This window comes from Pseudomonas sp. SJZ077, assembly GCF_007993905.1.
GTDB classification, from domain to species: domain Bacteria; phylum Pseudomonadota; class Gammaproteobacteria; order Pseudomonadales; family Pseudomonadaceae; genus Aquipseudomonas; species Aquipseudomonas mandelii.
Genome location: NZ_VIUJ01000005.1, coordinates 253,724 through 275,787, shown reverse-complemented (window position 1 = coordinate 275,787; position 22,064 = coordinate 253,724). Strand labels below are relative to the sequence as shown.

The 22,064-nt window shown below is 58.8% G+C and carries 23 protein-coding genes and 1 tRNA gene; 5 read left to right on the top strand and 19 right to left on the bottom strand.

Annotated features, from left to right (window positions below; genetic code table 11):
- Positions 1-5 precede the first annotated feature (5 nt).
- The 9 genes from FBY01_RS11240 to FBY01_RS11200 all read right to left on the bottom strand — a co-directional run bounded on the left by FBY01_RS11240 (position 6) and on the right by FBY01_RS11200 (position 10,404).
- Positions 6-1,166 (bottom strand): acyl-CoA dehydrogenase family protein, encoded by a 1,161-nt coding sequence (locus FBY01_RS11240; RefSeq protein ID WP_010462188.1) that lies wholly within the window; start codon positions 1,164-1,166, stop codon positions 6-8.
- 53 nt (positions 1,167-1,219) lie between these two features.
- On the bottom strand, positions 1,220-2,011 hold the full coding sequence (locus FBY01_RS11235; protein ID WP_145307371.1) for an enoyl-CoA hydratase/isomerase family protein: 792 nt from the start codon (positions 2,009-2,011) through the stop codon (positions 1,220-1,222).
- Positions 2,012-2,315: 304 nt separating this feature from the next.
- Entirely contained in the window at positions 2,316-3,728 is a 1,413-nt protein-coding gene (locus FBY01_RS11230) for an amino acid permease (RefSeq protein ID WP_010462192.1), read from the bottom strand.
- Between the two features lie 186 nt (positions 3,729-3,914).
- Positions 3,915-6,176 carry an ATP-binding protein gene (locus FBY01_RS11225; protein ID WP_145307373.1) on the bottom strand — a complete coding sequence of 754 codons (2,262 nt, stop codon included), beginning with the start codon at positions 6,174-6,176 and terminating at the stop codon, positions 3,915-3,917.
- Positions 6,173-6,946, bottom strand: coding sequence for an ABC transporter substrate-binding protein (locus FBY01_RS11220; RefSeq protein ID WP_010462196.1), 774 nt, complete (start codon positions 6,944-6,946; stop codon positions 6,173-6,175). Before FBY01_RS11220 ends, FBY01_RS11225 begins: the two co-directional genes overlap by 4 nt.
- A 5-nt stretch (positions 6,947-6,951) precedes the next feature.
- Positions 6,952-7,668 (bottom strand): response regulator, encoded by a 717-nt coding sequence (locus FBY01_RS11215; protein WP_010462198.1) that lies wholly within the window; start codon positions 7,666-7,668, stop codon positions 6,952-6,954.
- Between the two features lie 92 nt (positions 7,669-7,760).
- Entirely contained in the window at positions 7,761-8,408 is a 648-nt protein-coding gene (locus FBY01_RS11210; RefSeq protein ID WP_010462200.1) for a TetR family transcriptional regulator C-terminal domain-containing protein, read from the bottom strand.
- Positions 8,409-8,499: 91 nt separating this feature from the next.
- On the bottom strand, positions 8,500-9,279 hold the full coding sequence (locus tag FBY01_RS11205) for a class II aldolase/adducin family protein (protein WP_083374819.1): 780 nt from the start codon (positions 9,277-9,279) through the stop codon (positions 8,500-8,502).
- 75 nt (positions 9,280-9,354) lie between these two features.
- On the bottom strand, positions 9,355-10,404 hold the full coding sequence (locus FBY01_RS11200) for an ABC transporter substrate-binding protein (protein WP_145307375.1): 1,050 nt from the start codon (positions 10,402-10,404) through the stop codon (positions 9,355-9,357).
- A gap of 217 nt (positions 10,405-10,621) precedes the next feature.
- Between FBY01_RS11200 and FBY01_RS11195 the strand changes: the two genes are divergently transcribed.
- Together FBY01_RS11195 and FBY01_RS11190 are read left to right on the top strand one after the other, a co-directional pair.
- Complete coding sequence (locus tag FBY01_RS11195; RefSeq protein WP_145307377.1) at positions 10,622-12,583, top strand: FAD-dependent oxidoreductase; 1,962 nt, start codon at positions 10,622-10,624, stop codon at positions 12,581-12,583.
- Between the two features lie 67 nt (positions 12,584-12,650).
- On the top strand, positions 12,651-13,250 hold the full coding sequence (locus FBY01_RS11190) for a cupin domain-containing protein (protein WP_145307572.1): 600 nt from the start codon (positions 12,651-12,653) through the stop codon (positions 13,248-13,250).
- A gap of 95 nt (positions 13,251-13,345) precedes the next feature.
- Here FBY01_RS11190 and FBY01_RS31680 read toward each other — a convergent pair whose 3' ends face one another.
- The 3 genes from FBY01_RS31680 to FBY01_RS11175 all read right to left on the bottom strand — a co-directional run bounded on the left by FBY01_RS31680 (position 13,346) and on the right by FBY01_RS11175 (position 14,616).
- Positions 13,346-13,690, bottom strand: coding sequence for a hypothetical protein (locus FBY01_RS31680; RefSeq protein ID WP_197678981.1), 345 nt, complete (start codon positions 13,688-13,690; stop codon positions 13,346-13,348).
- Positions 13,683-14,048, bottom strand: a complete 366-nt coding sequence (locus tag FBY01_RS11180) for a hypothetical protein (RefSeq protein ID WP_145307379.1) — start codon at positions 14,046-14,048, stop codon at positions 13,683-13,685. The genes FBY01_RS31680 and FBY01_RS11180 overlap by 8 nt, the downstream gene beginning before the upstream one ends.
- A 244-nt stretch (positions 14,049-14,292) precedes the next feature.
- The gene (locus tag FBY01_RS11175) at positions 14,293-14,616 is read right to left on the bottom strand and encodes a hypothetical protein (RefSeq protein WP_145307381.1); all 324 of its coding nucleotides are present in this window, start codon (positions 14,614-14,616) and stop codon (positions 14,293-14,295) included.
- A 645-nt stretch (positions 14,617-15,261) separates the two neighbouring features.
- Between FBY01_RS11175 and FBY01_RS11170 the strand changes: the two genes are divergently transcribed.
- The 3 genes from FBY01_RS11170 (at position 15,262) to FBY01_RS11160 (ending at position 16,485) form a co-directional block, all read left to right on the top strand.
- The gene (locus tag FBY01_RS11170) at positions 15,262-15,552 is read left to right on the top strand and encodes a DUF3077 domain-containing protein (protein ID WP_145307383.1); all 291 of its coding nucleotides are present in this window, start codon (positions 15,262-15,264) and stop codon (positions 15,550-15,552) included.
- Between the two features lie 234 nt (positions 15,553-15,786).
- Complete coding sequence (locus FBY01_RS11165; protein ID WP_131060378.1) at positions 15,787-16,068, top strand: hypothetical protein; 282 nt, start codon at positions 15,787-15,789, stop codon at positions 16,066-16,068.
- A 3-nt stretch (positions 16,069-16,071) separates the two neighbouring features.
- The gene (locus FBY01_RS11160; protein WP_145307385.1) at positions 16,072-16,485 is read left to right on the top strand and encodes a type II toxin-antitoxin system PemK/MazF family toxin; all 414 of its coding nucleotides are present in this window, start codon (positions 16,072-16,074) and stop codon (positions 16,483-16,485) included.
- Between the two features lie 249 nt (positions 16,486-16,734).
- Here the strand turns inward: FBY01_RS11160 and FBY01_RS11155 are convergent, their stop codons facing one another.
- From FBY01_RS11155 to dapA, 7 genes are all read right to left on the bottom strand, one after another.
- Positions 16,735-17,124: a hypothetical protein gene (locus FBY01_RS11155; RefSeq protein ID WP_083374823.1), complete on the bottom strand. Its 390-nt coding sequence runs from the start codon at positions 17,122-17,124 to the stop codon at positions 16,735-16,737.
- A 229-nt stretch (positions 17,125-17,353) separates the two neighbouring features.
- A complete protein-coding gene (locus FBY01_RS11150; RefSeq protein WP_145307387.1) occupies positions 17,354-17,860 on the bottom strand; it encodes a hypothetical protein in 507 nt (168 codons plus the stop codon).
- Positions 17,861-18,095: 235 nt separating this feature from the next.
- Positions 18,096-18,185, bottom strand: a tRNA-Ser gene (locus FBY01_RS11145).
- Between the two features lie 83 nt (positions 18,186-18,268).
- Positions 18,269-18,982 carry a phosphoribosylaminoimidazolesuccinocarboxamide synthase gene (gene purC, locus FBY01_RS11140; RefSeq protein WP_008034929.1) on the bottom strand — a complete coding sequence of 238 codons (714 nt, stop codon included), beginning with the start codon at positions 18,980-18,982 and terminating at the stop codon, positions 18,269-18,271.
- Between the two features lie 28 nt (positions 18,983-19,010).
- Complete coding sequence (locus FBY01_RS11135) at positions 19,011-19,769, bottom strand: MBL fold metallo-hydrolase (protein WP_145307389.1); 759 nt, start codon at positions 19,767-19,769, stop codon at positions 19,011-19,013.
- Between the two features lie 4 nt (positions 19,770-19,773).
- Entirely contained in the window at positions 19,774-20,889 is a 1,116-nt protein-coding gene (bamC, locus tag FBY01_RS11130) for an outer membrane protein assembly factor BamC (RefSeq protein ID WP_077749619.1), read from the bottom strand.
- A 17-nt stretch (positions 20,890-20,906) separates the two neighbouring features.
- A complete protein-coding gene (gene dapA / locus FBY01_RS11125) occupies positions 20,907-21,785 on the bottom strand; it encodes a 4-hydroxy-tetrahydrodipicolinate synthase (protein WP_010462253.1) in 879 nt (292 codons plus the stop codon).
- Between the last annotated feature and the right edge of the window lie 279 nt (positions 21,786-22,064).

The following is a 22,064-nucleotide window of genomic DNA, read 5'->3' as shown; positions in this document are numbered from 1 at the left end:
ACCGGTCAGCGCAACAGTGGCCGCAGCAATTCGCGGGAAATGATGTGGCGCTGGATCTCCGAGGTGCCTTCCCAGACGCGCTCGATCCGCGCGTTGCGCCAGATGCGTTCCACCGGGCATTCGTCCATCAGGCCCATGCCGCCAAAAATCTGCACCGCCTCATCGGCGACCTTGCCGAGCACTTCACTGGCAAACAACTTGGCCATGCCAGCCTCGCCGTCGGTCATGGTGCCCTGGTCCATTTTCCAGGCGGTGTGCAAGGTCAGCAGTTCGGCGGCGCGGATCTGCGTGACCATGTCGGCGAGCTTGAACGAGATGCCCTGGTAGGTGCCGATCGGCTGGCCGAACTGCTTGCGGTCGGCGGCCCATTGCAGCGACACATCGAGCGCGCGTTGCGCCTGGCCGACGCAGTTGGCGGCGACCATCACCCGTCCGGCCGTGAGCCAGGCGTTGGCCACGTCCCAGCCCTTGCCCACTTCCCCCAGCACTTTATTGGCGGGAACGCGGCAGTCGTCGAAGAACATTTCAAAGGTGTGATAACCGCGGTTGCTCACGCACTTGGGACCCCGGCGAATGGTCATGCCCGGCGTGTCTCGGTCGACCAGGAACGACGTCACGGCGTTGCGCTGTTTGCCGTTGTGTTCGTAGGTGTCGGTGACCGCGAAAACGATGGCGAAATCGGCGTGACCGGCGTGGCTGATGAAGTGCTTGCTGCCGTTGAGAATGAAGTCATCGCCGTCGCGCACGGCACGGGTCTTGATCGCGTTGGCGTCGGAACCGGCACCCGGCTCGGTCAGCGCGAAGCAATCGATTTTCTCGCCCTGGATGCACGGCAGCAGGTAGTCGTTGATCTGCTCGCCGGTGCAGGCCATGAGGATTTTCGACGGCCGCGCGACAAACACATGCAGCGCCCACGAAACCTTGGACAGTTCACGCTCGATCAGCGCCTGGGACAGGTAATCGAGGCCGCCACCGCCCACTTCTTCGGGCATGTTGAAGGCATAGAAACCTGCCGCAATCGCCTTGCCACGGATCTGTGCCGCCAGCTCCGGGGAGACTTCGTCGGCGCGGTCGACCGCTTCCTCATGAGGCAGCAGTTCCTTGGCGACAAAGCTGCGTACCGCGTCCACCAACATGTCTTGTTCTTGGGTCAGTTGGAAATTCATGGGGCTACCTGTTGTTCATGTGCTGAGTAGGTGTACGAGGCCAGTCATCGGGCCTATTGGCCGCTGAAGTGTGCCGGGCGTTTTTCGATGGCGGCGCGCAAGGCTTCGGCGCCGTCTGTGCTGCGACCGCAAAGCAGGCCGGCGGCGAGCTCGGCTTGCAGTTGCTCCGGCAGGCTGCGCTGGGCGCCTTCGCGCATGAGTTTTTTGGTCTGGGCGAAAGCGAACGTCGGGCCGTTGGCCAGGCGCGTGGCCAATTCGGTGGTCACGTCGTGCAGTTGTTCATCGGCGCAGACTTCGCCGACGAGACCGGCGGCCAAGGCACGATCGGCGCCCCACAACTCGTCGAGGAACAGCAGGCGCTTGGCTTGTTCAGTGCCGATCAGGCGCGGCAGATGCCAGCTGGCACCGGCGTCCGGCGAGTAGGCCATGCTGTTGTAGCCGGCCTTGAAGCGCGCCGATTGCGCGGCGATGCGCAGGTCGCAGCACAGCGTCAGGTCCATCCCGGCGCCGACGGCGGTGCCGTTGATGGCGGCGATGGTCGGTTTTTCCAGGCTGTACAAACGGCTCATCAATGCATGGGCGGTTTCGGTCCAGCCGTAGCTTTCGAGGGCGCCACGGGCTTCGGCATCGGCCCACTCGGCGAGATCCGCGCCGGAACAGAAACTGCGGCCGCTGCCGGTCAGCACCACGACCCGAACGGAGGGATCGGCGTTGAACTCATCGAGCACGGCGTGCAGGTTTTTCAGGGTCGGAATGTCCAGCGCATTACGCTGATCGGGGCGATCGAGGGTGATCCAGGCCACGCCGGCTTTTACTTGGCACAGCAGAGAAATGTGAGTAGTCATGCGAATCCTCGAATTATTGTGTTTGGCGTGAGGTGGTGCGACTTAGGGCAATACTAAACGAGTGTTCAGCAAGACGGCAATTGGCTGAAGAACGGGCTGTAACAGCTGCTCTTACTTAGTAAGTAATTGATTTTGTTGGTTTAAGTTCTGACATCCAGCCATGCGACGACTGCGCTGTTACAACTTTGAACAACTGCCTACAGCGCGTAACCCGCCAAAAACAACGATGGGAGCGAGCTGTGGCAAGGGGATTGATCCTCTCGCCACGGCTTGCTCCCATGGGGTTTTGTCTTGGCGTGTACCGCTACGCCGTCGGCAAGCTCGGTGCCAGCACCGCCTGGCGCTTGCGTTGAGTCAGGAAGTACGCGGCGTAGCACACCGCGATAAACCCGAAGCCCCAATACAGTGAAGGGCGCTGCGTTTCATCCAATGCCAGGAACACGAACAGCGAACAGCACAACGCAATGCATGTCAGCGGCAACAGCGGGAACCACGGCGCGCGGTATTTCAAGTCGCTGAGCTTGCCGCCATCGCGCAGGTAAGCCTTGCGGAATTTGTACTGCGCCAGCGCGATCACGATCCAGGTCACCGTGCCCGACATGCCGCTCACCGCCATCAACACCATGAACAGCGTGTCCGCCGCGACGAAGCTGGTCATCAACGACACCAGCGCGAAGCACAAGGTGATGCTCAGCGCCCGCAACGGCACGCCGCGCTTGCTCAACGGCGACAGGCTTTTCGGCGCCATGCCGGTCTTGGACATCGCCCACAGAATGCGCGTAGAGGCATACAGGCCCGAGTTACCCACCGACAGAATCGCCGTAAGAATCACAAAGTTCATCAAGTCAGCCGCATAAGGAATGCCGACCATGTCGAACACTTGCACGAACGGACTTTCCATCAACCCGGCCTGCTGCCACGGCACGATTGCCGACAGCACCACGATCGCCAGCACATAGAAAATCAACACGCGAAACACCACGTTGCGCACGGCACGCGGGATGCTTTTTTCCGGCTGATCGGTTTCGCCGGCGGCCACGCCCATGATCTCGCAGCCCTGGAAGGCGTAGACCACGGTCATCATCACTGCGAACACCGCCGACAAACCGTTGGGGAACAGCGAATCGCCGATCAGGTTGGTCATCATCGGTGCCGGTGCACCGCTGGTCAGTGGGATCGCGCCGAAAATCACCAGCACGCCGACCACAATAAACCCGAGGATCGCCGCGACCTTGATCCCGGAAAACCAGTATTCCGCTTCACCAAAAGCGCGTGTGGCCAACGCATTCAGGCCGAACAGCACCACCACGAACAGCGCCGACCAGTACCAGATCGGAATGGTTGGAAACCAGCGTTCCATCAGCATGCCTGCCGCCGTGAACTCCAGGCCCACCGTGGTCGCCCAACTCATCCAGTACACCCAGCCGATCATGAAGCCGGTGGCCGGCCCGATGAACTTGGTCGCGTGGGTTTGAAACGAGCCGGACACCGGCATTTGCACGGACAATTCGCCCAGGCACACCATCACCAGGTACATCAGGAAACCGGCGACCAGGTAAGCGAGAATCGCCCCCACCGGCCCGCCCTGATTGATCGTCACTCCGGAGCCCATAAACAACCCCGTGCCGATCACGCCCCCCAGTGACAACATGAAAATGTGTCGGCTTTTTAAAGCGCGGGTCAGGTGGATGCCATTACGTTCGATAGATTCGCTCATGTCCGCACCCCATCAGCAAGGTGCGCTTGGCGCGAGGAGGGATCAGCTTTACGGCGGTTCATTATTATTATCTCCAATAAGCTTCGAAGACCGCGCTGTGGCGGTTATCTCGATTATTGGAAGGCCATGTAAGCTCCCGTTGACCTTAACGCTCGAAGTTGTAAAAAGTCGTAACGAACTTGTATGTCAGGGGTGCAGCAGGTCGGTCAGCGTCTGTTGCGAATGCTGCAAGTGCGCGTGAACCTGCGGTGCCAATATCCGCAACCTTGATTCGTCGTTGACCAGCGCAGCCTCTTCCAGCGCGCGCAGCACAGTGGCCAATGCACGAAAGCCCAATGAGTCGCTGCTGCCGGCCAAGCGATGCGCCAAGTGAGCGACTTCGGTGCAATCGTCGGCCTCGATCGCTTCCGTGAGCGCTTCGCGATGCTGGCTGATCGAATCGCGCAACACCGCCAGCAATCCCTGGAGTTTCTGTTCACCGAGCAAGGTGCGGTGGGTGTCCAGCAACGGCCAATCCATTGCCTCGTCAACAGGCTGCGGCGTGGGTATGGGTGAATGCCCGGCCAGGGCCTGACGCAGATTGTCGAGTTTCAGAGGTTTGGCGAGAATGCCGTCCATCCCGGCATCCAGATAACCGCGCACCAGCGCCGGCTGCACACTGGCGGTCAGGGCGAAGATTCGGCATTGGCGGTTCGGGCCTTCGGTGCCGCGAATCAATGTGCACAACTCGACGCCACTGATGCCCGGCAGGTGCACGTCGAGCAGGATCAAATCGAACGTCTGCCCGGCGCATTGCATCAGCGCCTGCTCGCCGTCTTCGGCGAGCCAGACCTGATGCCCGTCCCGTTGCAGCAAGCCGCTGACCACTTCACGGTTCAGCGCCACGTCCTCGACCACCAGAATCTTCAGTGACCTGCCGGGTTCGCTGCTTGACGCCACCTCGGTGGTGCCGGTCGACGGTTGCAACGTCACTTCAAACCAGAAACAGCTGCCCTGCCCGACCTGGCTTTCAACACCGATCTGCCCGCCCAACTGCTCCACCAGATGTTTGCAAATGGCCAATCCGAGACCGGTTCCGCCGAAACGTTGCGCCACCTCCTCGCTGGCCTGCGTGAAGCGCTCGAAAATCTTATCCTGCACCGCCGGCGCAATGCCGATGCCGTTGTCCGTCACGCTCAGGCGCAGCCGTTGCCCGGTCTGTTGCGGGTTGGGAGCCAGCAGCACGACCTCGACTCTGACCTCTCCACCTTCGGTGAACTTGATCGCGTTGGCCAGCAAGTTGCTCAATACCTGACGCAAGAATTGTTCGGCGCCGCGGTGGCGACCCGCGACTTGCGGATCCATCCGGCAGTGCAGCGTCGTGTCGTTGCTCAGCGCGCGCGGTTCCAACAGCGTCAGCACCTCGTCGAGCAACCGCTGGAGGGAAAAGTCGACCGGTTCCGGGTGGCTGACGCCCTCCTCCAATCGAGCGAAATACAGCACTTCATTGAGAATCGACAACAATCCTTCGCCCGCCTTGTACAACGCATCCAGACGTTTGCCGTTGCGCTCATCCAAGTGGGCGTCACGCAGCAATTCGGCCATGCCAAGGATGCCGTTGAGCGGCGTGCGCAGTTCGTGGCTCATGGTCGCCAGGAACCGTGATTTCGCAAGGTTGGCCGCTTCGGCTTCATCCTTGGCACGCATCAGGCTGGCGGTGCGGCGCTCGACCCTTCGCAGCAGTTCATCGCGGTTGTCTTGCAGGGCCAGTCGATCGGTTTCCCGGCGGTCAATGTCACTGAGGATTGCCCGGCGCATGTCGTCCAGCGCATGGGCCACGGTGTCGATTTCGTCCTCGTCGGCGCCACGGCGCTTGTCCAGCTGCAAGGGGTCGTGCCAGTCACCGGCGGCAACGCGCCGGGCGAATTCGGCCATGACTTGCAGGTGCCGCGTGACCAAGCGGTAAAACAGCCCCGACAGCGCCACCGCCAGCCCGCATAAGAACACGCTCATCCATAACAGGCTGGTCAAACCGGTGGCATACAAACGCTGGTGCACGGCGCCCAGATCGGTGCTGACCTCCAACTGGCCCAGATGCCGCAACGGCCCGGACGGCGGTTGATAGTCCAATTGAAAACGCTCAATGCGCAACGGCCCGACCGGCTCCGCGTTGCCATGCAGCAGATCGAAATCAGGGCTGATCAGATGCACCCGTGCCACGTCGGAAAAATCCACCAGGCCGCGTAACTGCACATTCAATTGCTCCTGGTTCAAGTCCCAGAGACTGCGCTCCAGACTGGCCAGATACCCGGCGCGAATCAGCTCCATGCGCGAATCGATCTCGCGCATCTCGCGGCGGTATTCGAAGTACAACTGCACGGTGCTCGCCAGGACGGTGAAGCACAGGCTGAACAACAGAATGAACAACAGCAGACGCCGCAACAGCCCCCCGGGCCGTGCGCCGATCATTTCGAATTCGCCGGCAGGTTGATCATGTCACGGTACGTGACTTCGCTTTCGTCGAGTAAACGCTCGACCTCCCCGGCATCGACCATGCGTTTGAGTTGCGCATCGATGTCCGGCATGCGGCTGGCCAGTGGCGAACGGCGTGATACCGCAATCCGCAGGTAGTCAACGCTCAAGGAGGTCGGCAAGGCGACGATGTCTTGTGCGCCCGGCAGGTTCTCGACGTAAAGCTCGCCGGTGCGTCGCTCCGAGGTGATGAAGTCGATGCGCCCGCGAATCAGTTTTCCGAAGTTCTGGCGGCTGTCAGAGACCCACTCGATGTTTTGGTGCTGGGCGACCAAGCGGTCGAATTCCACGCCATAACTTTCACCGAACAGCAGCCCGCCACGGTAATGGGCCAGGTCCTCCAGACGCTCGAATTTCACCGGACGCTGGCGGTTGATGAACAGTGCGACCTCTTCACGCAACACCGGCACCGTGGAAAACATCATGCTCTGCTCACGTTGTGCGGTGTTGTAGGCCAACACCACATCGACCCGGCCTTCAGCGGCGTCGAGCAGGCAGCGCTTCCAGTTGCCGAGCACGATGATGTCGACTTCATAGCCGAGTTTCTCGAAGAGGTTTTTCACCACGCTCGGGGCCAGGCCGCGCACCTGCTTGCCGTCACTCCAGGAGATCGGCGGGTAGACCGGATAGTCGCAATAGCGAATCTTTTCCGCCGCCATTGTGCTGTGGGCGACCACCCCCAGCAGCAGCGCAAACAGCCGCCACATAAGAGTCAGGCCGCTACGCTGGCGGTGAACAGGTAACCGGCACCGTGGATGGTAATGATCAACTGCGGCTCGGCCGGGTCGTCGTGCAACTTGCGCCGCAAACGTCCGACCAACACGTCGATGGAACGATCATTGGGCACCCACTCGCGGTTGCGGATCTGGTCCATCAACTGATCGCGGCTCAACGTGTGGCCGCTGTTGCGCAGGAACACGCTGAGCAGCTGGTATTCGCCGTGGGTCAGCAGGGTTTCGCTGCCAGTGGCGTCGATCAGCCGTCGGCGATCGGTGTCCAGCGCCCAGTCGGCGAATTGCTTGACCGGTTTTGCAATGGCCGCCACCGGCTGGGGCGCCTGCGCGTGGCGAACCCGGCGTATCAGGTTTTTCGCCCGGGACACCAGCTCGCGTGGGTTGAGGGGTTTGATCACGTAGTCGTCGGCGCCGCATTCGAGGCCGACGATGCGATCGATTTCATCGTTGCGCCCGGTGATCAGAATGATCCCGACTTCCGAACGGACCCGCAGCTCCCGGGTCAGGGTCAGCCCGTCCTTGCCCGGCAAGCGGATATCGAGCATCACCAGATCCACCGTCTGGCTCGCCAGAAAGGTTTCGGCCAGCTCCGCAGTGGCGGCGCAATGCACGTCATAACCTTCCTGGGACAGGTAGGCATGCAGCAGTTCGCGAATCAGCGGATCGTCATCGACGATCAGTACCCGAGGAGTCATCGCTAGGTGTCCCGCGTATGCCCGAAGGCGTGTTTCTTATTAGAGTGTTTTGTTGCCTTGGCGCCAGAGAGTATCGGCAGCTGAACGACCGATCAACAGCCCGTCGTCTGAACGCAAAACCGTTGACGACCGCCGGCCTGCAAGCCGTCGACCCAGGCTTCGCAAATCTGAATGCCTTGCTCCGGGGTAAAGGTGCCCGGGTTGAGTCCCGACTCCAGCCACAAACCATCAAGCAACGCGCTAAGGCTGATGGCGGCCAGGTCGGCATCAAAGTGTTCCCAGCCCTCCTCCTGCGCCAATTCGGTCAGGACTTTACGCAAGATGCCGCGATACTCGCCGTAGGAATGCTCGTGCGCGAGGTTGATTGATTCCGCCGTGCGTACAGCCCCCCAGAATGCCAGCCAGGCATCAATCAATTGCGGGTCGAGTAATTCGGCTGAAAACGAGCCGCGAAAAAACGCCGACAAGCGTTCCCGGGCGCTGGGTGCCGCGTGTTCCATGGCGTCGCGCAGCAACCCCATGACCCTGCCAGTAATCGCCCGGTAGGCCTCGGCCACCAATTCGTCCTTGCCGGAATAATGATGGCTGATCAACCCGACCGAGACGCCGGCCTCGGCGGAAATCTTGCGGATCGATGCGCCCTGAAAGCCGTGGCGCTTGAGGCAAACCAGCGTGGCTTCGATCAGGTTGGCCTTGCGCAACTCCGGCTCCATGCGGGAAAAACGGGCTTCCTGACTCATGCGCGACACTCTCCGTGGATCAATCATTAGGGCGCGGCGGTGAAAGCCGCGGGCTGAACGACTGTACAACAAGAGCGTGGCAAGTCTCCAGTCAGTCGCGATAACCCGGCGCCACCCGCTCAAGCAATCGCAACAGCGCGGCCCAGGCCAACTGCATGGCATCCGGGTCGCTCAACTCCCCTTCGTCCAGCGGCCGGCCAGGATCATTGAACTGACGTTCGGTGTGTTCGCACACCTCGCTCGGCGGCAAGACCAACTCACCGGCAGCTTGCGCAGCGAGCTGGATTTCACAGGCTTTTTCCAGGTAGTACATGCGCAAGAAGGCCTGCCCCACGGTCTGGCCAACGGTCAGCAAACCGTGATTACGCAGCATCAGCACCGGCTTGTCGCCAAGGTCCTGCACCAGGCGCTGCTGCTCGCTCATGTCCAGCGCCACGCCTTCATAGTCGTGATAGGCCACCCGCCCGTAGAACTCCATGGAGATCTGGTTCACCGGCAACAACCCGCACTTCAACGCCGCGACCGCGCAGCCGGATCGGGTGTGGGTGTGCAGCACGCACTGCGCATCGTCACGGGCACCATGGATGGCGCTGTGAATCACAAAACCTGCCGGATTCACAGGATACGGCGACGGCTCCACGGCCCGGCCATCAAGGCCGATCTTCACCAGATTCGACGCGGTGATCTCATCGAACATCAGCCCGTATGGATTGATCAGGAAGTGATGCTCAGGCCCCGGCAGTCGCACCGAGATGTGGGTAAAGATCAGATCGGTCATGCGAAAGTGCGCGATCAATCGATAACAGGCGGCCAGTTCCTCGCGCAGATGCTGTTCCGTCGTGCTGCGCAGCGGGTGGGCGATCTCGTTCATTGTTGTGGGTCTCCAGGGTGATCGACTGCGCAAAACAGTAAGGCCGGACGCGGTGAAACGTCCAGCCGCCAGCGGCTACTTGCTGGCCCAGGCATTAAAACGCTCTTCGAGTTCTTCGCCGTGATCGACCCAGAACGCCACGTCCATCGACAGCGCGCCTTTCAGGTTTTGCGGCGCCGTGGGTACCCATTGCGCGAGTTTGCCGTCGAGTCTGGCTGCCGCTTGCGTATTGGTAGGGCCGTAAGGGATCTGCTCGACATACTTGACCTGCGCGTCCGGCTGATTGGCGAACGCGATAAAGCGCTTGGCCTGATCGACATGTTTCGAGCCTTTGATGATCGCCCAGTAATCCATGCCATACAGACTGCCCGACCAAACCAGCCCCAGCGGACTGCCATTTTGCGCGGCAGCGGCCACACGTCCGCTGTACGTCGAGGTCATTACCACATCCCCGGCCGTCAGCCATTGCGCCGGTTGCGCGCCGGCTTCCCACCACTGGATGTAGGGTTTGAGCTCGGTGAGCTTGGCGAAGGCCCGGTCGACACCTTGCGGCGTGTTCAACACTGAATAAACGTCTTCGACTTTCACGCCGTCGGCCAGCAACGCGAACTCCAGGTTATACACAGCTCGCTTGCGCAGCCCGCGTTTGCCGGGGGTTTTCTGCACATCCCAGAAGTCGGCCCACGACGTCGGAGCCTGCGCCAGCTTCTGCGTGTCGTAGGCAATCGCCACGCTCCACACCAGCGCTGCCGAACCGCACGGCTGCGCGGCGTCGGGAATCAATTGTTCGACGCGACCGAGGGTTTTCCAATCGAGTTTTTCATACATTCCTTCATCGCAACCGCGCATCAGGTCGGGGCCTTCTATCTGCACCACGTCCCAATCGGCGTTGCCGGTGTCGACCATCACTTTGATCCGGGCCATCTCACCGTTGTATTCGCTTTGAATCAGCTTGCTGCGATCCGCAATGCTGAACGGCTGGAAGAACGCCACATCCTGGGCTTTCTGGCCGGCGCCGCCGTAACCCACCACCACCATGTCCGGTGCTGCCTGAGCGCTGCCAAGGCTGACGGCCAAGGACAGCATCAAGGGATAAAAACCGTGCTTGAGCGTATTCGATTTCATCAGTGGTTCCTCTTGCCGGTGCCACTCGACTTAACGTCGGCGTGGCCCTTTTTTATTGTTGTGAGGTTCGCCCCAGGTGCGGGCGCCAAACGAATCTACTGCGAGGCACAGTAAAAAAACAAGTTGATTTTTTACTACAGGTAAATTTCTATAGGCAAATAATAACAACACCAAAAAGCCGGCCTTTCGGCTGCAGCCTGCCTGGAGTAACCGTCCCATGCCGACCTCGTCCCCCGCTTTTGCACACCTGTTCGAACCCTTGCAGCTGCGTGGCAAACGCCTGAAAAACCGCATCATGTCCAGCGGTCACGACACCTCGATGCCCACCGACAACCTGGTCAACGAACAACTGATCGCTTACCACACCGCTCGGGCCGAAGGTGGCGTCGGCCTGATCGTGTTGCAAGTGGCCGGGGTGCATGACAGCGCGCGGTACACCTCCCATGTGCTGATGGCCACTGACGACGCTTGCATCGAGGGCTATCGGACGATCGCTGAACGTTGCCATGCGCACGGCACCGTGGTGCTGTCGCAGATCTTCCATCCAGGTCGGGAAATCATGGAGTCCAGCGATGGCTTGCTGGCCGTCGCCTACTCGCCGTCAGCGGTGCCCAACGAGCGTTTCCGGGTGATGCCGCGTGCGCTGGATCAAGCGATGATCGACGAGATCGTCGCCGGTTACGGCGCCGCTGCCCGACGTCTGTACCAGGCCGGAATCGACGGTGTGGAAGTGGTCGCCAGCCATGGCTACCTGCCGGCGCAATTCCTCAACCCCAGGGTCAACCGTCGCACCGATGGCTATAACGGCGAGCTGGAACAGCGCCTGCGTTTCCTGCGGGAAGTGATCGCGGCGGTGCGCGCCAACACCGATGAGCACTTCATCGTCGGCCTGCGCATTTCCGCCGATGAACGCGATCCCGAGGGGCTGACCGAGGACGAATCCCTGGCCGCCGTGCAATCCCTGCAACCGATTCTGGACTATGTGCACATCGTCGCCGGCACCTCGGCTTCGTTGGGCGGGGCCGTGCACATCGTGCCGCCGATGGCGATCGAAGCCGCGTACCTGGCCAAGGAAGCCGGAACGTTCAAGGCCGGGTTGTCGATTCCACTGTTTGTCACCGGGCGCATCAACCAGCCGCAAGAAGCCGAATTGATTCTGGCCCGCGGCCAGGCCGACGTCTGCGGCATGACCCGCGCCCTGATCTGCGACCCGCAAATGCCCAACAAAACCGACACTGGCCATGTCGAAGACGTCCGCGCCTGCATCGCCTGCAACCAGGCCTGCATCGGCCACTTCCACAAAGGCCTGCCGATTTCCTGCATCCAGCACCCGGAAACCGGGCGTGAATTGATCTTCGGCCAGCGACAACCAGCGGCCCAACGCAAGCGCATCATGATCGCCGGCGGCGGACCGGCCGGGATGAAAGCTGCCGCGGTGGCCGCCCAGCGCGGACATGACGTGACCCTTTACGAAGCCAGCTCGCAACTTGGCGGCCAGGTCTTGCTGGCGCAACTGCTGCCTCGACGCGCCGAATTCGGCGGCGCCAGCACCAACCTGCAACGTGAAATGGAACTGGCCGGGGTGCGCGTCGTGCGTAACACCCGCGTCGACCGGGCGCTGGTCGAACGCGAACGGCCGGACATGGTGATCGTCGCTACCGGCGCCGAACCGTATTGGCCGGACTTCGAGCGAGGCGGCGAATTGCAGGTCGTAGACGCCTGGCAAGTGCTGCGCGAGGAGGTGCAAATCGGTCGTTCCGTGGTGGTCGTCGATTGGCGCGCCGACTGGATCGGCCCCGGCATCGCCGAACGTCTGGTACGCGACGGGCACCAAGTGCAACTCGCCGTCAACGGCACCCATTGCGGGGAAAACCTGCCGCTGTACGTGCGCGATCAATTGGCCGGCGAACTGCACAAACTCGGCATCCCGATCACCCCCTACGCCCGCCTCTACGGCTGCGACGACAACACCGTCTACCTGCAACACACCGCCAGCGGCGAACCGATGCTCTTCGAAAACATCGACACACTGGTGCTCTGCCAGGGCCATCAACCCGTCGACACCCTCGGCGCCGAGCTGCAAGGTCTGGTGGAATTTCGTCGCATCGGCGACTGCCTCGCCCCGCGCACCGCCGAAGAAGCCATCTACGAAGGTTTGAAAGTCGCCTGGGCGCTTTGAGGCTGTTTTATACTCCGGGGCTTTTACACACCCCGGTTTGGAGCACGCCATGAGCAACAGCAGCAAGATGCCGCCTGCCAGCAGCACGCCCACACAGGACAGCGCCACGGCAGAACCGCATTTTCTCGGCACACGGATTCGTGGGTTGCGTAAACGTCGGGGCATGACCCTGGCGGAACTGGCGCAGATGAGCGAGCTGACGGCGGGGTATATCAGCCAGCTGGAACGGAATCTGGCTTATCCGTCGATTCCTGCGCTGTTCAATATCGCCCGCAGTTTGGGTGTGACCATCCAATGGTTCTTTGCCAGCGAGGGCACTACAGCGCCTGAAGACAACGGCGTTGTGGTGCGCAAGAACACTCGGATGAGCGTGCACTATGAGGACGGGATTGTGGATCAGCTGCTGACGCCGCAGCCGAATCGGCAGTTGGAAATGCTGCACTCACGGTTTCCACCCGGGACTTACAGTCAGCAGAGTTACAGCCATGAAGGGGAAGAGGCTGGGTATTTGCTGTCGGGGAGTTTTGAGCTGTGGGTGGGGGAGCGTTATTTCCAGCTGAATGAAGGGGACAGTTTCAGCTTTTCGAGCCAGGAGCCGCATCGGTATGGGAATCCTGGTGAGGTAGACGCGGTGGTGATCTGGGTGATTACGCCGCCTTCGTTTTGAGGGGCTGGCGACCTCAGAGCGGAGACAAAATCAGGGTGTCGGCAAATTGCACGAAAAAACCGGCGTTTAGCCGGTTTTTCTTTTTACTCGCTCATTTACAACCAACCGAACCCTTTTCCCATCATGGCTGCCAAGCCCAGCGCCGTGGTGATCAACGCGCCGAACAGTAAACGAAAATCCGTTCGAGCGTCTTTGCGGTGCTCCCGAAAATCCGTTCGAGCCTCTTGACGGTGCTCACGAAACTCCACGCGAAGGTCACCAATGTCACGTCGGACGTATTCGATATGCGTCTCAAGTTTAGATACTCGCGGTTCCAATGGGTTTTCTCCTGGAGGACCTGATGGTCTTCGTCCATTCTCGTCAGTGCCACTTCTTTTGTTGCTCGGGAAGCGGTCGGGGTAATGCTCATCAAGGTTTACCAGCACAAAAGGTTCACTCATCGCAGACCTCCAGCGCTACGGTTTTGCTGCTGTCTTCGACGACGATATCTGCCAGCACATTGAGCGAATGCAGGCGAATAAATCCGCAGTATTTGCAATTAAGCATCACCGCCTGCGTGCCGGAGCGGAAATACTCTTTGCCACACGCCCAAGGCAACCCGACACCCGTCGCCCCGGCCTGGAGTGGTAACTCCCACTCATCATGCTCACAGAACGGGCACCCGGTATTCTTTATTCGCGCTTTGAAAATGTTGGCCAACCGCCCGGTATCCAGATGAAGATCCCCAGGCATTGGCTTGCCTCGTGACACCCCGGTCTGATCATTACTCTGAAAACCATCTTCACTGCTGCTGTACATCGCTACCTCCTCCTTGAGGGAATAAATCATCGATTAACCGATCAACCAGAAGATGGTGCGTAACGTCCAGCCACCTGCTCGACCGCGAAGTCATTATGGATGCCTTCGCTGAAAAACGAATATACCTTCGATCAATCTCGGACGTATCCGCGTGCGAAGTAGGACGATTCTCTCGTTTGTGTCAGCCCGGAATTACGCCTGTGAGATCCGTCCACGGGCTCTTGCGAAAGCTGCCAGCGCAAGGTCACAGATTTCTCTGATGAGTGGGGTCTTCGGTTGAAAAGGTCAGTGGCCGTTCCGGCATTGCACCGGCATCGTCTTCAGGTTCTGCCTGAGGTCTGGAAATGATCGGGGCCACCAGTCGCAACACACCCCTCTCAATCAATGAGAGAAGTCCGAAAGTAATGAAGCCAAAAATCAGCCCGACAACCAAAATGCTCAATGGATGAATTTGCACGGCGTCGGAGCTGTCCAGCATGTAGAGAAAAGCCTGAACAGCGACGGCCACACAGGCCGCCAGGGCTGCAATCAGCTTGATAATCAACCAAAGCCGCCGCCATCTATTCATGCTCTTCCCCGCTATCCGGTGATTTCGCTCTTTATTGCATGATAGCTAATGGGCGGGATGCGCCTTCTTTCTCGCATGTATCCAGATTCGGGCGGCGTAGCCTTGACGTTTACGGCGGGACTACTGCTTGTTTAAGGAAAATCCGAGCATCACGAACTTTGGTAAGGCTTCGCGTCTTTGTCAGAGTAGAGCCGGCGCCAGAATATCCGGGTGACTCTCGCTGAAGTTGTAGGCAAAATCCGAGAGTTGCGTAAGGGGGTACGCTTGCTGTGCTTTTGGGCAGGTTGCCGCCTTGTTGGCCATATCTTCGGCGGGATACTCTCCAGACGTCGCTGCACATTCAGCGACCGGGCTTGGTAACCCGACGAGTTACGCAACAGCGTCCCCATCACAATGCTGGTTTTTTCACCAGTGATCTTGTGCTATGGCGGCTGTGCGTGGGACGCCTTCGGGCGTGCCGGTCTCCTTGACTCCCGGTTTACCAACCTGCGCGCAGCTGCCACCCATTCGCTTGGTAACGAAAACGGCAGCTCCTAACGTCAAGGAGTAGACAATGCACACTGTAAATCCGTACAAATTTCTGCGCTTCCCTCACCTCAATTCTCACTGTCGATCCCGCTGCATCTCCGTCACTGGAGGTGGCAAATGACCGAATCAGCAGAAGCAAAAACCATCGGCTTCACCCCCATCTACTGCTCAGGAAAAGCGATGTTCCACGTCAGCGCTGGAGTGCCTGTGAGTGATGCATTGGCACAGGCCTCTGATTTTCTGTTCCTGGCCAAGGCGTTCACGGAAGACGCCGCCTACGTAAGAGACACCGACCGTCATGCCTGGGCCGCGCACTATTTAACGGCGATGGGTAAAGCGCTGCTTGATGATGTGGTGAAGGCGGTAACACCCAGACCGGCTCGGAAGGACAAGAAAGCCGCAAAATAGCGGCTAGCCTTTCTGATAGGTGCCCTGGACATTCGGGGTATCAGACCGCCATGGGGGGGTGATGTTAGTCACTTTCCCATGGCGCCTATGCTGCCACCCACTCGCTGACTGAGTACCACGGCTTGGGGTGATTGCTTTTTCACTGGAGAGATATAGAATCTATATCACCTTCTAGATTGAAGGATAGTCAGAGCTCGGACGCTCTACCAAGAAACATACGCTTTGGAGTACCCCATGACCCTCACCACTGAAAAATCTGAAAGCTTTCTGCTGCGATTACGCAAACAGGACACGCCAACAGGGGTAAGCATCTCGACAATCGAGTTGCTTATGAATCAGACCGGTTTGAGTAAAACCGAAGTCGCCCACCTCGCCTTGAGGCAATTTGCTGACCGCTATTTGCCCAAGTACGAGCTAGACGATGGACCTCTAACCCCGGCTCAAGTCTCCGCAATTCGTGCAGCTAGCCCTGCTACGGACCTTCCGGAGGAGCGCATTACTAAAAGGCTCTATTGAAAAATGACCACACCTTTTCGCCCACTGCCTGCACCAGGCGACTTTGTCTGGTGTCATTTCCCTGAAGTCATCGGGAACCCAGGCCCCAAAGCTCGCCCCGCATTGGTAGTCGCTGTTTTCGAAGATGACCATGCGGTAAGAATTGCCTATGGCACTACGCGAAAAACAGAAAAACTGTACCCAGGCGAATTTGTTTTAGACCCTTCGGACGCTGGCTTTGCATTGAGCGGTCTGGCCCAGCGCACGAAGTTCGACTTGAACAACGAAGTCCAAGTCTATTTTGATTCCGATTGGTTTGCTTCGAATCAAAGCGTCTATGCCTCCACGCCTCTGCCCAAAATGGGGCGATTAGACATTGAGTATTACCCTGTCGTACAGAAGGCAGCGGAAGCGAAAGCCAAGCGCATAAAAAAGTAATATTGAGTGTTTAACAAGCCGAAGCAATACCGGCTTCTTTAATTCTGTCGCGCTTTATTTTTCACAATAGTCATGTTCGAACTCACAATACTTCATACAAAAACCCGGCGCTGGCCGGGTTTCTTATAGCTGATCGCAACGGTCAACAATTCCTTGAGCGGCATCCTGCTTGTCTGGTCGCCAGCTTTTCTAAAATAACCCTGTACCCTATCTAAGGTTCCCCCTAGGTTTACATTAGGGTTTCGCCCGCTAGCTTTCCAGAACCCAGCGGTTTAAGTCTGCAAGGCGTTCGGTGAGGGTCTTTATGTTCTCAGAGCAACTAGCCTGCTGTTCTGCTTGGTGAGCAGGATTCTCGAACCCCAAGACGTTATAGGTGTCTTCGGTTTTGGCTTTCAAATTCCGCATCAGTGCCGGAATCTTATCGCGCTTCACATTGGGAATGTGTTGTAGAGCATCCTCAAGAGCGACGGTGAAATCTTGGTAGAGGTCGGGACGGTTACACCCCTTCGCATTGGCTAGGTCGAAGTCTGCATTCTCGTAAAGAACGAGGATGTAACCTGACGTGAGCTTCATCTCAGCTTGAGCCATGAAAGGCATTGCGAGCAAAGTGGTTAGCAATGCTGCGGATTTCAGTCGCATTGACACTCCCTGTGTATCATCAAGGGCGGACGGTGATCATGACAGAGCAACTTATAAGCCAGCAACAGCTCACGCTGTGAACAGAGGGAGGGAGTGAGATGCGTGCAGAAGGATGGCGACGGGTCTGGGAGCTGACAAAATGTCTTGCAGCTATCGCTGCGGGTATTTGGTGTGTGATGTCTTTCACGGCGGCGATACCCAGATGATCGCACCCGAACTAATCACGAAATCATTGATTTCTCCGAGCACTGAGAAATTCAGCCATCCCCTTCCTCGCTTTCTTAGCTTGACCTGGGTATCGACCGGTCAATAGCCGGCACAACAGAGCGAAAAGTACACCGGCAATCCAAAAGAAAACTCCGATTGCGACGATCCACCAAGCATGGACGGCATTCGTTAGCGACTCTGTAACTGTCATCCATACGACACCAACAAGTGTGCCAATTTGAAGCAATGACCCAAGCCAGTCCCAAACAGTCCGCACCGCTCCACATAAGTCAGAAAAACGATTGCTAAAACGATCGTTACTGAACCTCTCGGATGTCAACTCAACAATCCTAGGGGAGAGCTTTTCATCGGAGAGATCCTCCACAGCCACCCCGAGTCTGATCGAAAGGTCCTGCATAACTGCTCTGTTGTTCCTTTCTATTTCCCATGAAGAAATCAAAAACACGATCACCCCAAGCGCAATAGTCCCGAATATGGCACCAGCTATATGCAATATCGCGATTAGCATTCATTACTCCCTGTACCTATCGCAGGATTGAAGCAACGATACGGAAGGAAATCATAGCAAGCCACCAACACAAAGCTACGAGAGCGTCGTGTATCAGCGAATGAGACATGGGCAGCAGCGGCCTGATGCGGCCCTAGGACGGCATTTTCTGCCCTAAAATGCCCTAAATGAAACGCCAGAAACGAAAAAGCCCCTGAAATCTTTAACAATTTCAGGGGCTTCGTCTTATTCAATATGGCGGAGAGATAGGGATTCGAACCCTAGGTACCGGTGAAGGTACAACGGATTTCGAATCCGTCCCATTCGGCCACTCTGGCATCTCTCCAACGGCGCGCATCATAACAACACTTTCGCCGGAAGCGAACCCCCTAAGCGAAATTTTTCCGTGCTATCAGATGCTTGCGTCGATTAAAGCGGTACGCCCAGACGATTGGCGACTTCTTCGTAGGCTTCGATGACATCACCGAGGCCCTGGCGGAAGCGGTCTTTGTCCATTTTCTTGCCGGTGGCCTTGTCCCACAGGCGGCAGCCGTCCGGGCTGAATTCGTCGCCCAGGACGATAGAGCCGTCGGAGAACACGCCGAATTCGAGTTTGAAGTCGACCAGCAGCAGGCCGGCGTCGTCGAACAGTTTGCTCAGGACTTCGTTGACCTTGAGCGACAGTTCTTTCATGCGAACCAGTTGCTCGGCGGTGCCCCAACCGAAGGCCACGACGTGGGATTCGTTGATGAACGGGTCGCCCTTGGCGTCGTCCTTCAGGAACAGTTCGAAGGTGTAAGGGTTGAGCTTCATGCCTTCTTCGACGCCCAGGCGCTTGACCAGGCTGCCGGCGGCGTAGTTACGCACGACGCACTCGACCGGGATCATGTCGAGTTTCTTCACCAGGCATTCGTTGTCGCCCAGCAGTTTGTCGAACTGGGTCGGCACGCCGGCGGCTTCGAGTTTCTGCATGATGAAGGCGTTGAACTTGTTGTTCACCATGCCTTTGCGGTCGAGCTGCTCGATGCGCTTGCCGTCGAACGCCGAGGTGTCGTTGCGAAACAGCAGGATCAAGCGGTCAGCGTCGTCGGTCTTGAAAACCGATTTGGCTTTGCCGCGGTAGAGTTCTTCACGTTTTTCCATGATGGGCTCCGCTTGCTAAGTAGGTGGGCTAGGCGATGTGTCGCCAGTCGAGCCCTGAATCTTGATCGGCCAGTTGCAGCCAGTCCGGGTCGCACCCGAGGGTGTCGACAAAACATTGCCGGGCCAGCTGCGGCAGGTTGTTCTTGCTGCTCAGATGGGCCAGGACCAGGTGTTGCAGGCCTTGCCAGCCCAACTCAGACACCAGGAATGCCGCCTGGTGGTTGTTCAGATGTCCCAGTTCACCGCCCACCCGCTGCTTCAGGAAGTACGGGTAGTGACCGCGAGCGAGCATGTCACGGCAATGGTTGGACTCGATCATCAGCGCATCGAGGTCCCGATAGCCGTCCAGCACCTTGTTGCAATACGAGCCCAGATCGGTCAGCAGGCCAAAGCGCCGCTCACCGTCGCTGAAAACGTACTGCGTCGGTTCCTGTGCATCGTGGACCACGGCAATGACGCCGATGCTCAGTGCGCCGATCTGCAGTTGCTCGCCGCCAGCCAGAAGGCCAGCCGGTTCAATCGGTTTGCGCATCCCGCGCAGGGTCCCGCGACTGAGGTAGACAGGCAGATTGTAGCGCCGAGACAGCAAACCCACGCCATGCACGTGGTCGGCATGTTCGTGGGTCACGAGTATCGCGCTCAACTGCGCAGGGTTCACACCCAGGCGCAGCAGGCGTTTTTCGGTTTCCCGCAGGGAGAAACCACAATCCACCAGCACATACGTATCAGCGCTGGCTATCAGCGTGCCGTTCCCTTGGCTACCGCTGCCGAGAACGGCAAAACGCATGTGATCAGCCCAGGTTGTCCTGAATCACGCTCAACACTTTGCGCGCCACTTCTGCCGGCGCCACGGTGTTGATGTTTTTCTCGACGGTGACCTGGACGTTCTCGCCTACCTTGCTCAGGCGAACCTGATAACGCTCGGCACGGGCTTCAACTTCTTCCTTGCTCGGCGCACTGCCGAACAGGCTGCTGAAGAAGCCAGGCTTCTCGTCTTTCTTCTCGGCTTTTTCGGAGAGATTGATGTAGTACAGGCCCAGGCTGCGGTTGATGTCTTCAACGCGCCATTCGCCCTGTTCCAACGCACGACCAACGCTCGACCAGGCACGATCAAGGTCATTGCCGACGTTCAGAACCGGGTTGCCGCTGCCGTCTTCGCTCAGGCTGACACGACTCGGCGTATCGAAATCACGCGAAGCCAGCATGGAAACCGAACCGCCCTTTTCCGAGATGCGGCTCATGCTCGCGAGCATGTCGTCGACCAGTGCCGCGTCCAGGCCAGTGTTGACCGAACGGTTGGTGAAGGCCACGTCGGCGGTGCTGCCGGCAGGACGCTCGGCGCTGACCACGTAGATTTCGCTGGTGTTGCGCTGAACGCCCGGCTCGATACGCACTCGAACGCGGGTTTCGCTGTCGGTGCTGACGCCGGCGGAGCTCAGGCGCTTGGCCATCGCTGCCGACAGTTCGTCGGAACGCTGCCAGGTGGTGGTGAATTCACCGGTTTGCGGCTTCTGTTCGTCCAGACGGAAACCGTTGTCCTGGAAGAACTGTATCGCCACTGGCCAGGCTTCGGCGGGTGGATTCTGGGCCAGGATCGAGCGCGAATCACCGCTCTTCTGCAGCGAGTAGGCGCTGGCGTCAGCCGATGCCGTCAGTGGCTGCGGACGCGGCACGATGTATTCGCCTTTGGCGGTGTCATCAGCCACGTTGCGCGGGATCGGCAGCAGCGGATCCAGACGCTTGGCGGTGCTGACATCCGTTGGCAGTTGCATAGGTGCAGTCTGTTGCGCTTCCAGGTAATCGCTACCACGGTCACGGAAATAACCTTCCGGGCCCCAGACCCATCCACAGCCACTGGTGCTGGAGATAATCAAGGCAAGTGCGGAAAGTCCGGCCAATCGCTTCATGCGTAGTGCTTCCTCAATTAAACCAGTACGCCGGACTGGCGCATGGCCTGCCGCAGCGGTTCGTGACAGGCAGCGCTGAGCCAGGTGAGCGGCAGACGGATACCGTCCGGCATCAGGCCCATTTCATGCAGCGCCCATTTCACGGGGATAGGGTTGGATTCGATAAACAGGGTTTTATTGAGCGGCATCAGCTTTTCGTGAATCGCGCGGGCCGTGACGGCGTCGCCTTTCAGGGCAGCGTTGCACAGGTCGCTCATGTCGCGCGGGGCGACGTTGGCGGTGACCGAGATGTTGCCTTTGCCGCCGAGCAGGATCAGCTCGACTGCGGTGGCGTCGTCACCGGACAGCACCAGGAAGTCTTTGCTGACGCCGTCGATGATGGCTTTGGCGCGGGCCAGGTCGCCGGTGGCTTCCTTGATGCCGATAATGTTTTTCACGGTCGACAGGCGGATCACGGTTTCGGTCAGCATGTCGCAGGCGGTACGGCCCGGCACGTTGTACAGGATCTGAGGGATGTCGACGGCTTCGGCGATGGCCTTGAAGTGCTGGTACAAGCCTTCCTGGGTCGGCTTGTTGTAGTACGGCGTCACCAGCAGGCAAGCATCGGCGCCGGCGGTCTTCGCATTGGTGGTCAGCTCGATGGCTTCGCGCGTCGAATTGGCGCCGGTACCGGCGATCACCGGAATGCGCCCTGCCACCTGCTTCACCACGTAACGAATCACTTCGATGTGCTCGTTCACGTCAAGGGTGGCCGATTCACCTGTAGTGCCGACGGCCACGATCGCGTGGGTGCCGTTCTGCAGGTGAAAGTCCACCAGTTTGCTCAGGCTGTCCCAGTCGAGACGACCTTGTGCATCCATGGGTGTGACCAGTGCCACCATACTGCCCGCAATCATGCAACCGCTCCTGCCGGAAAAAGAGAGCGGTAATGGTACTGGCGCCAAGATGCTTGTACAAGCAAAGTACTGCGCTGCTGCCATTCCCCTTGGCGCTGCTTTTCGCTACCCTTCAGGCTTTGATCGGTACTGATAAGCTCGCACGTCGGGTTTGAGCCTCCATTTTCGGCATCACAAGCCCCGATCCAGCGTTGCCACCCCTCGCTCCTGCCTTGATGGAGCACGTTGCAACCTTCGGCCCGGGTTTTTTGAATTCGCATCCGCAGGCTCGCCCCCGGT

What these genes read in the sequence shown, in the direction of transcription:
- FBY01_RS11240 (WP_010462188.1), bottom strand. Translation starts at nt 1,166, where the DNA reads ATGAATTTCCAACTGACCCAAGAACAAGACATGTTGGTGGACGCGGTA.
- FBY01_RS11235 (WP_145307371.1), bottom strand. Translation starts at nt 2,011, where the DNA reads ATGACTACTCACATTTCTCTGCTGTGCCAAGTAAAAGCCGGCGTGGCC.
- FBY01_RS11230 (WP_010462192.1), bottom strand. Translation starts at nt 3,728, where the DNA reads ATGAGCGAATCTATCGAACGTAATGGCATCCACCTGACCCGCGCTTTA.
- FBY01_RS11225 (WP_145307373.1), bottom strand. Translation starts at nt 6,176, where the DNA reads ATGATCGGCGCACGGCCCGGGGGGCTGTTGCGGCGTCTGCTGTTGTTC.
- FBY01_RS11220 (WP_010462196.1), bottom strand. Translation starts at nt 6,946, where the DNA reads ATGTGGCGGCTGTTTGCGCTGCTGCTGGGGGTGGTCGCCCACAGCACA.
- FBY01_RS11215 (WP_010462198.1), bottom strand. Translation starts at nt 7,668, where the DNA reads ATGACTCCTCGGGTACTGATCGTCGATGACGATCCGCTGATTCGCGAA.
- FBY01_RS11210 (WP_010462200.1), bottom strand. Translation starts at nt 8,408, where the DNA reads ATGAGTCAGGAAGCCCGTTTTTCCCGCATGGAGCCGGAGTTGCGCAAG.
- FBY01_RS11205 (WP_083374819.1), bottom strand. Translation starts at nt 9,279, where the DNA reads ATGAACGAGATCGCCCACCCGCTGCGCAGCACGACGGAACAGCATCTG.
- FBY01_RS11200 (WP_145307375.1), bottom strand. Translation starts at nt 10,404, where the DNA reads ATGAAATCGAATACGCTCAAGCACGGTTTTTATCCCTTGATGCTGTCC.
- FBY01_RS11195 (WP_145307377.1), top strand. Translation starts at nt 10,622, where the DNA reads ATGCCGACCTCGTCCCCCGCTTTTGCACACCTGTTCGAACCCTTGCAG.
- FBY01_RS11190 (WP_145307572.1), top strand. Translation starts at nt 12,651, where the DNA reads ATGCCGCCTGCCAGCAGCACGCCCACACAGGACAGCGCCACGGCAGAA.
- FBY01_RS31680 (WP_197678981.1), bottom strand. Translation starts at nt 13,690, where the DNA reads ATGAGTGAACCTTTTGTGCTGGTAAACCTTGATGAGCATTACCCCGAC.
- FBY01_RS11180 (WP_145307379.1), bottom strand. Translation starts at nt 14,048, where the DNA reads ATGTACAGCAGCAGTGAAGATGGTTTTCAGAGTAATGATCAGACCGGG.
- FBY01_RS11175 (WP_145307381.1), bottom strand. Translation starts at nt 14,616, where the DNA reads ATGAATAGATGGCGGCGGCTTTGGTTGATTATCAAGCTGATTGCAGCC.
- FBY01_RS11170 (WP_145307383.1), top strand. Translation starts at nt 15,262, where the DNA reads ATGACCGAATCAGCAGAAGCAAAAACCATCGGCTTCACCCCCATCTAC.
- FBY01_RS11165 (WP_131060378.1), top strand. Translation starts at nt 15,787, where the DNA reads ATGACCCTCACCACTGAAAAATCTGAAAGCTTTCTGCTGCGATTACGC.
- FBY01_RS11160 (WP_145307385.1), top strand. Translation starts at nt 16,072, where the DNA reads ATGACCACACCTTTTCGCCCACTGCCTGCACCAGGCGACTTTGTCTGG.
- FBY01_RS11155 (WP_083374823.1), bottom strand. Translation starts at nt 17,124, where the DNA reads ATGCGACTGAAATCCGCAGCATTGCTAACCACTTTGCTCGCAATGCCT.
- FBY01_RS11150 (WP_145307387.1), bottom strand. Translation starts at nt 17,860, where the DNA reads ATGCTAATCGCGATATTGCATATAGCTGGTGCCATATTCGGGACTATT.
- purC (WP_008034929.1), bottom strand. Translation starts at nt 18,982, where the DNA reads ATGGAAAAACGTGAAGAACTCTACCGCGGCAAAGCCAAATCGGTTTTC.
- FBY01_RS11135 (WP_145307389.1), bottom strand. Translation starts at nt 19,769, where the DNA reads ATGCGTTTTGCCGTTCTCGGCAGCGGTAGCCAAGGGAACGGCACGCTG.
- bamC (WP_077749619.1), bottom strand. Translation starts at nt 20,889, where the DNA reads ATGAAGCGATTGGCCGGACTTTCCGCACTTGCCTTGATTATCTCCAGC.
- dapA (WP_010462253.1), bottom strand. Translation starts at nt 21,785, where the DNA reads ATGATTGCGGGCAGTATGGTGGCACTGGTCACACCCATGGATGCACAA.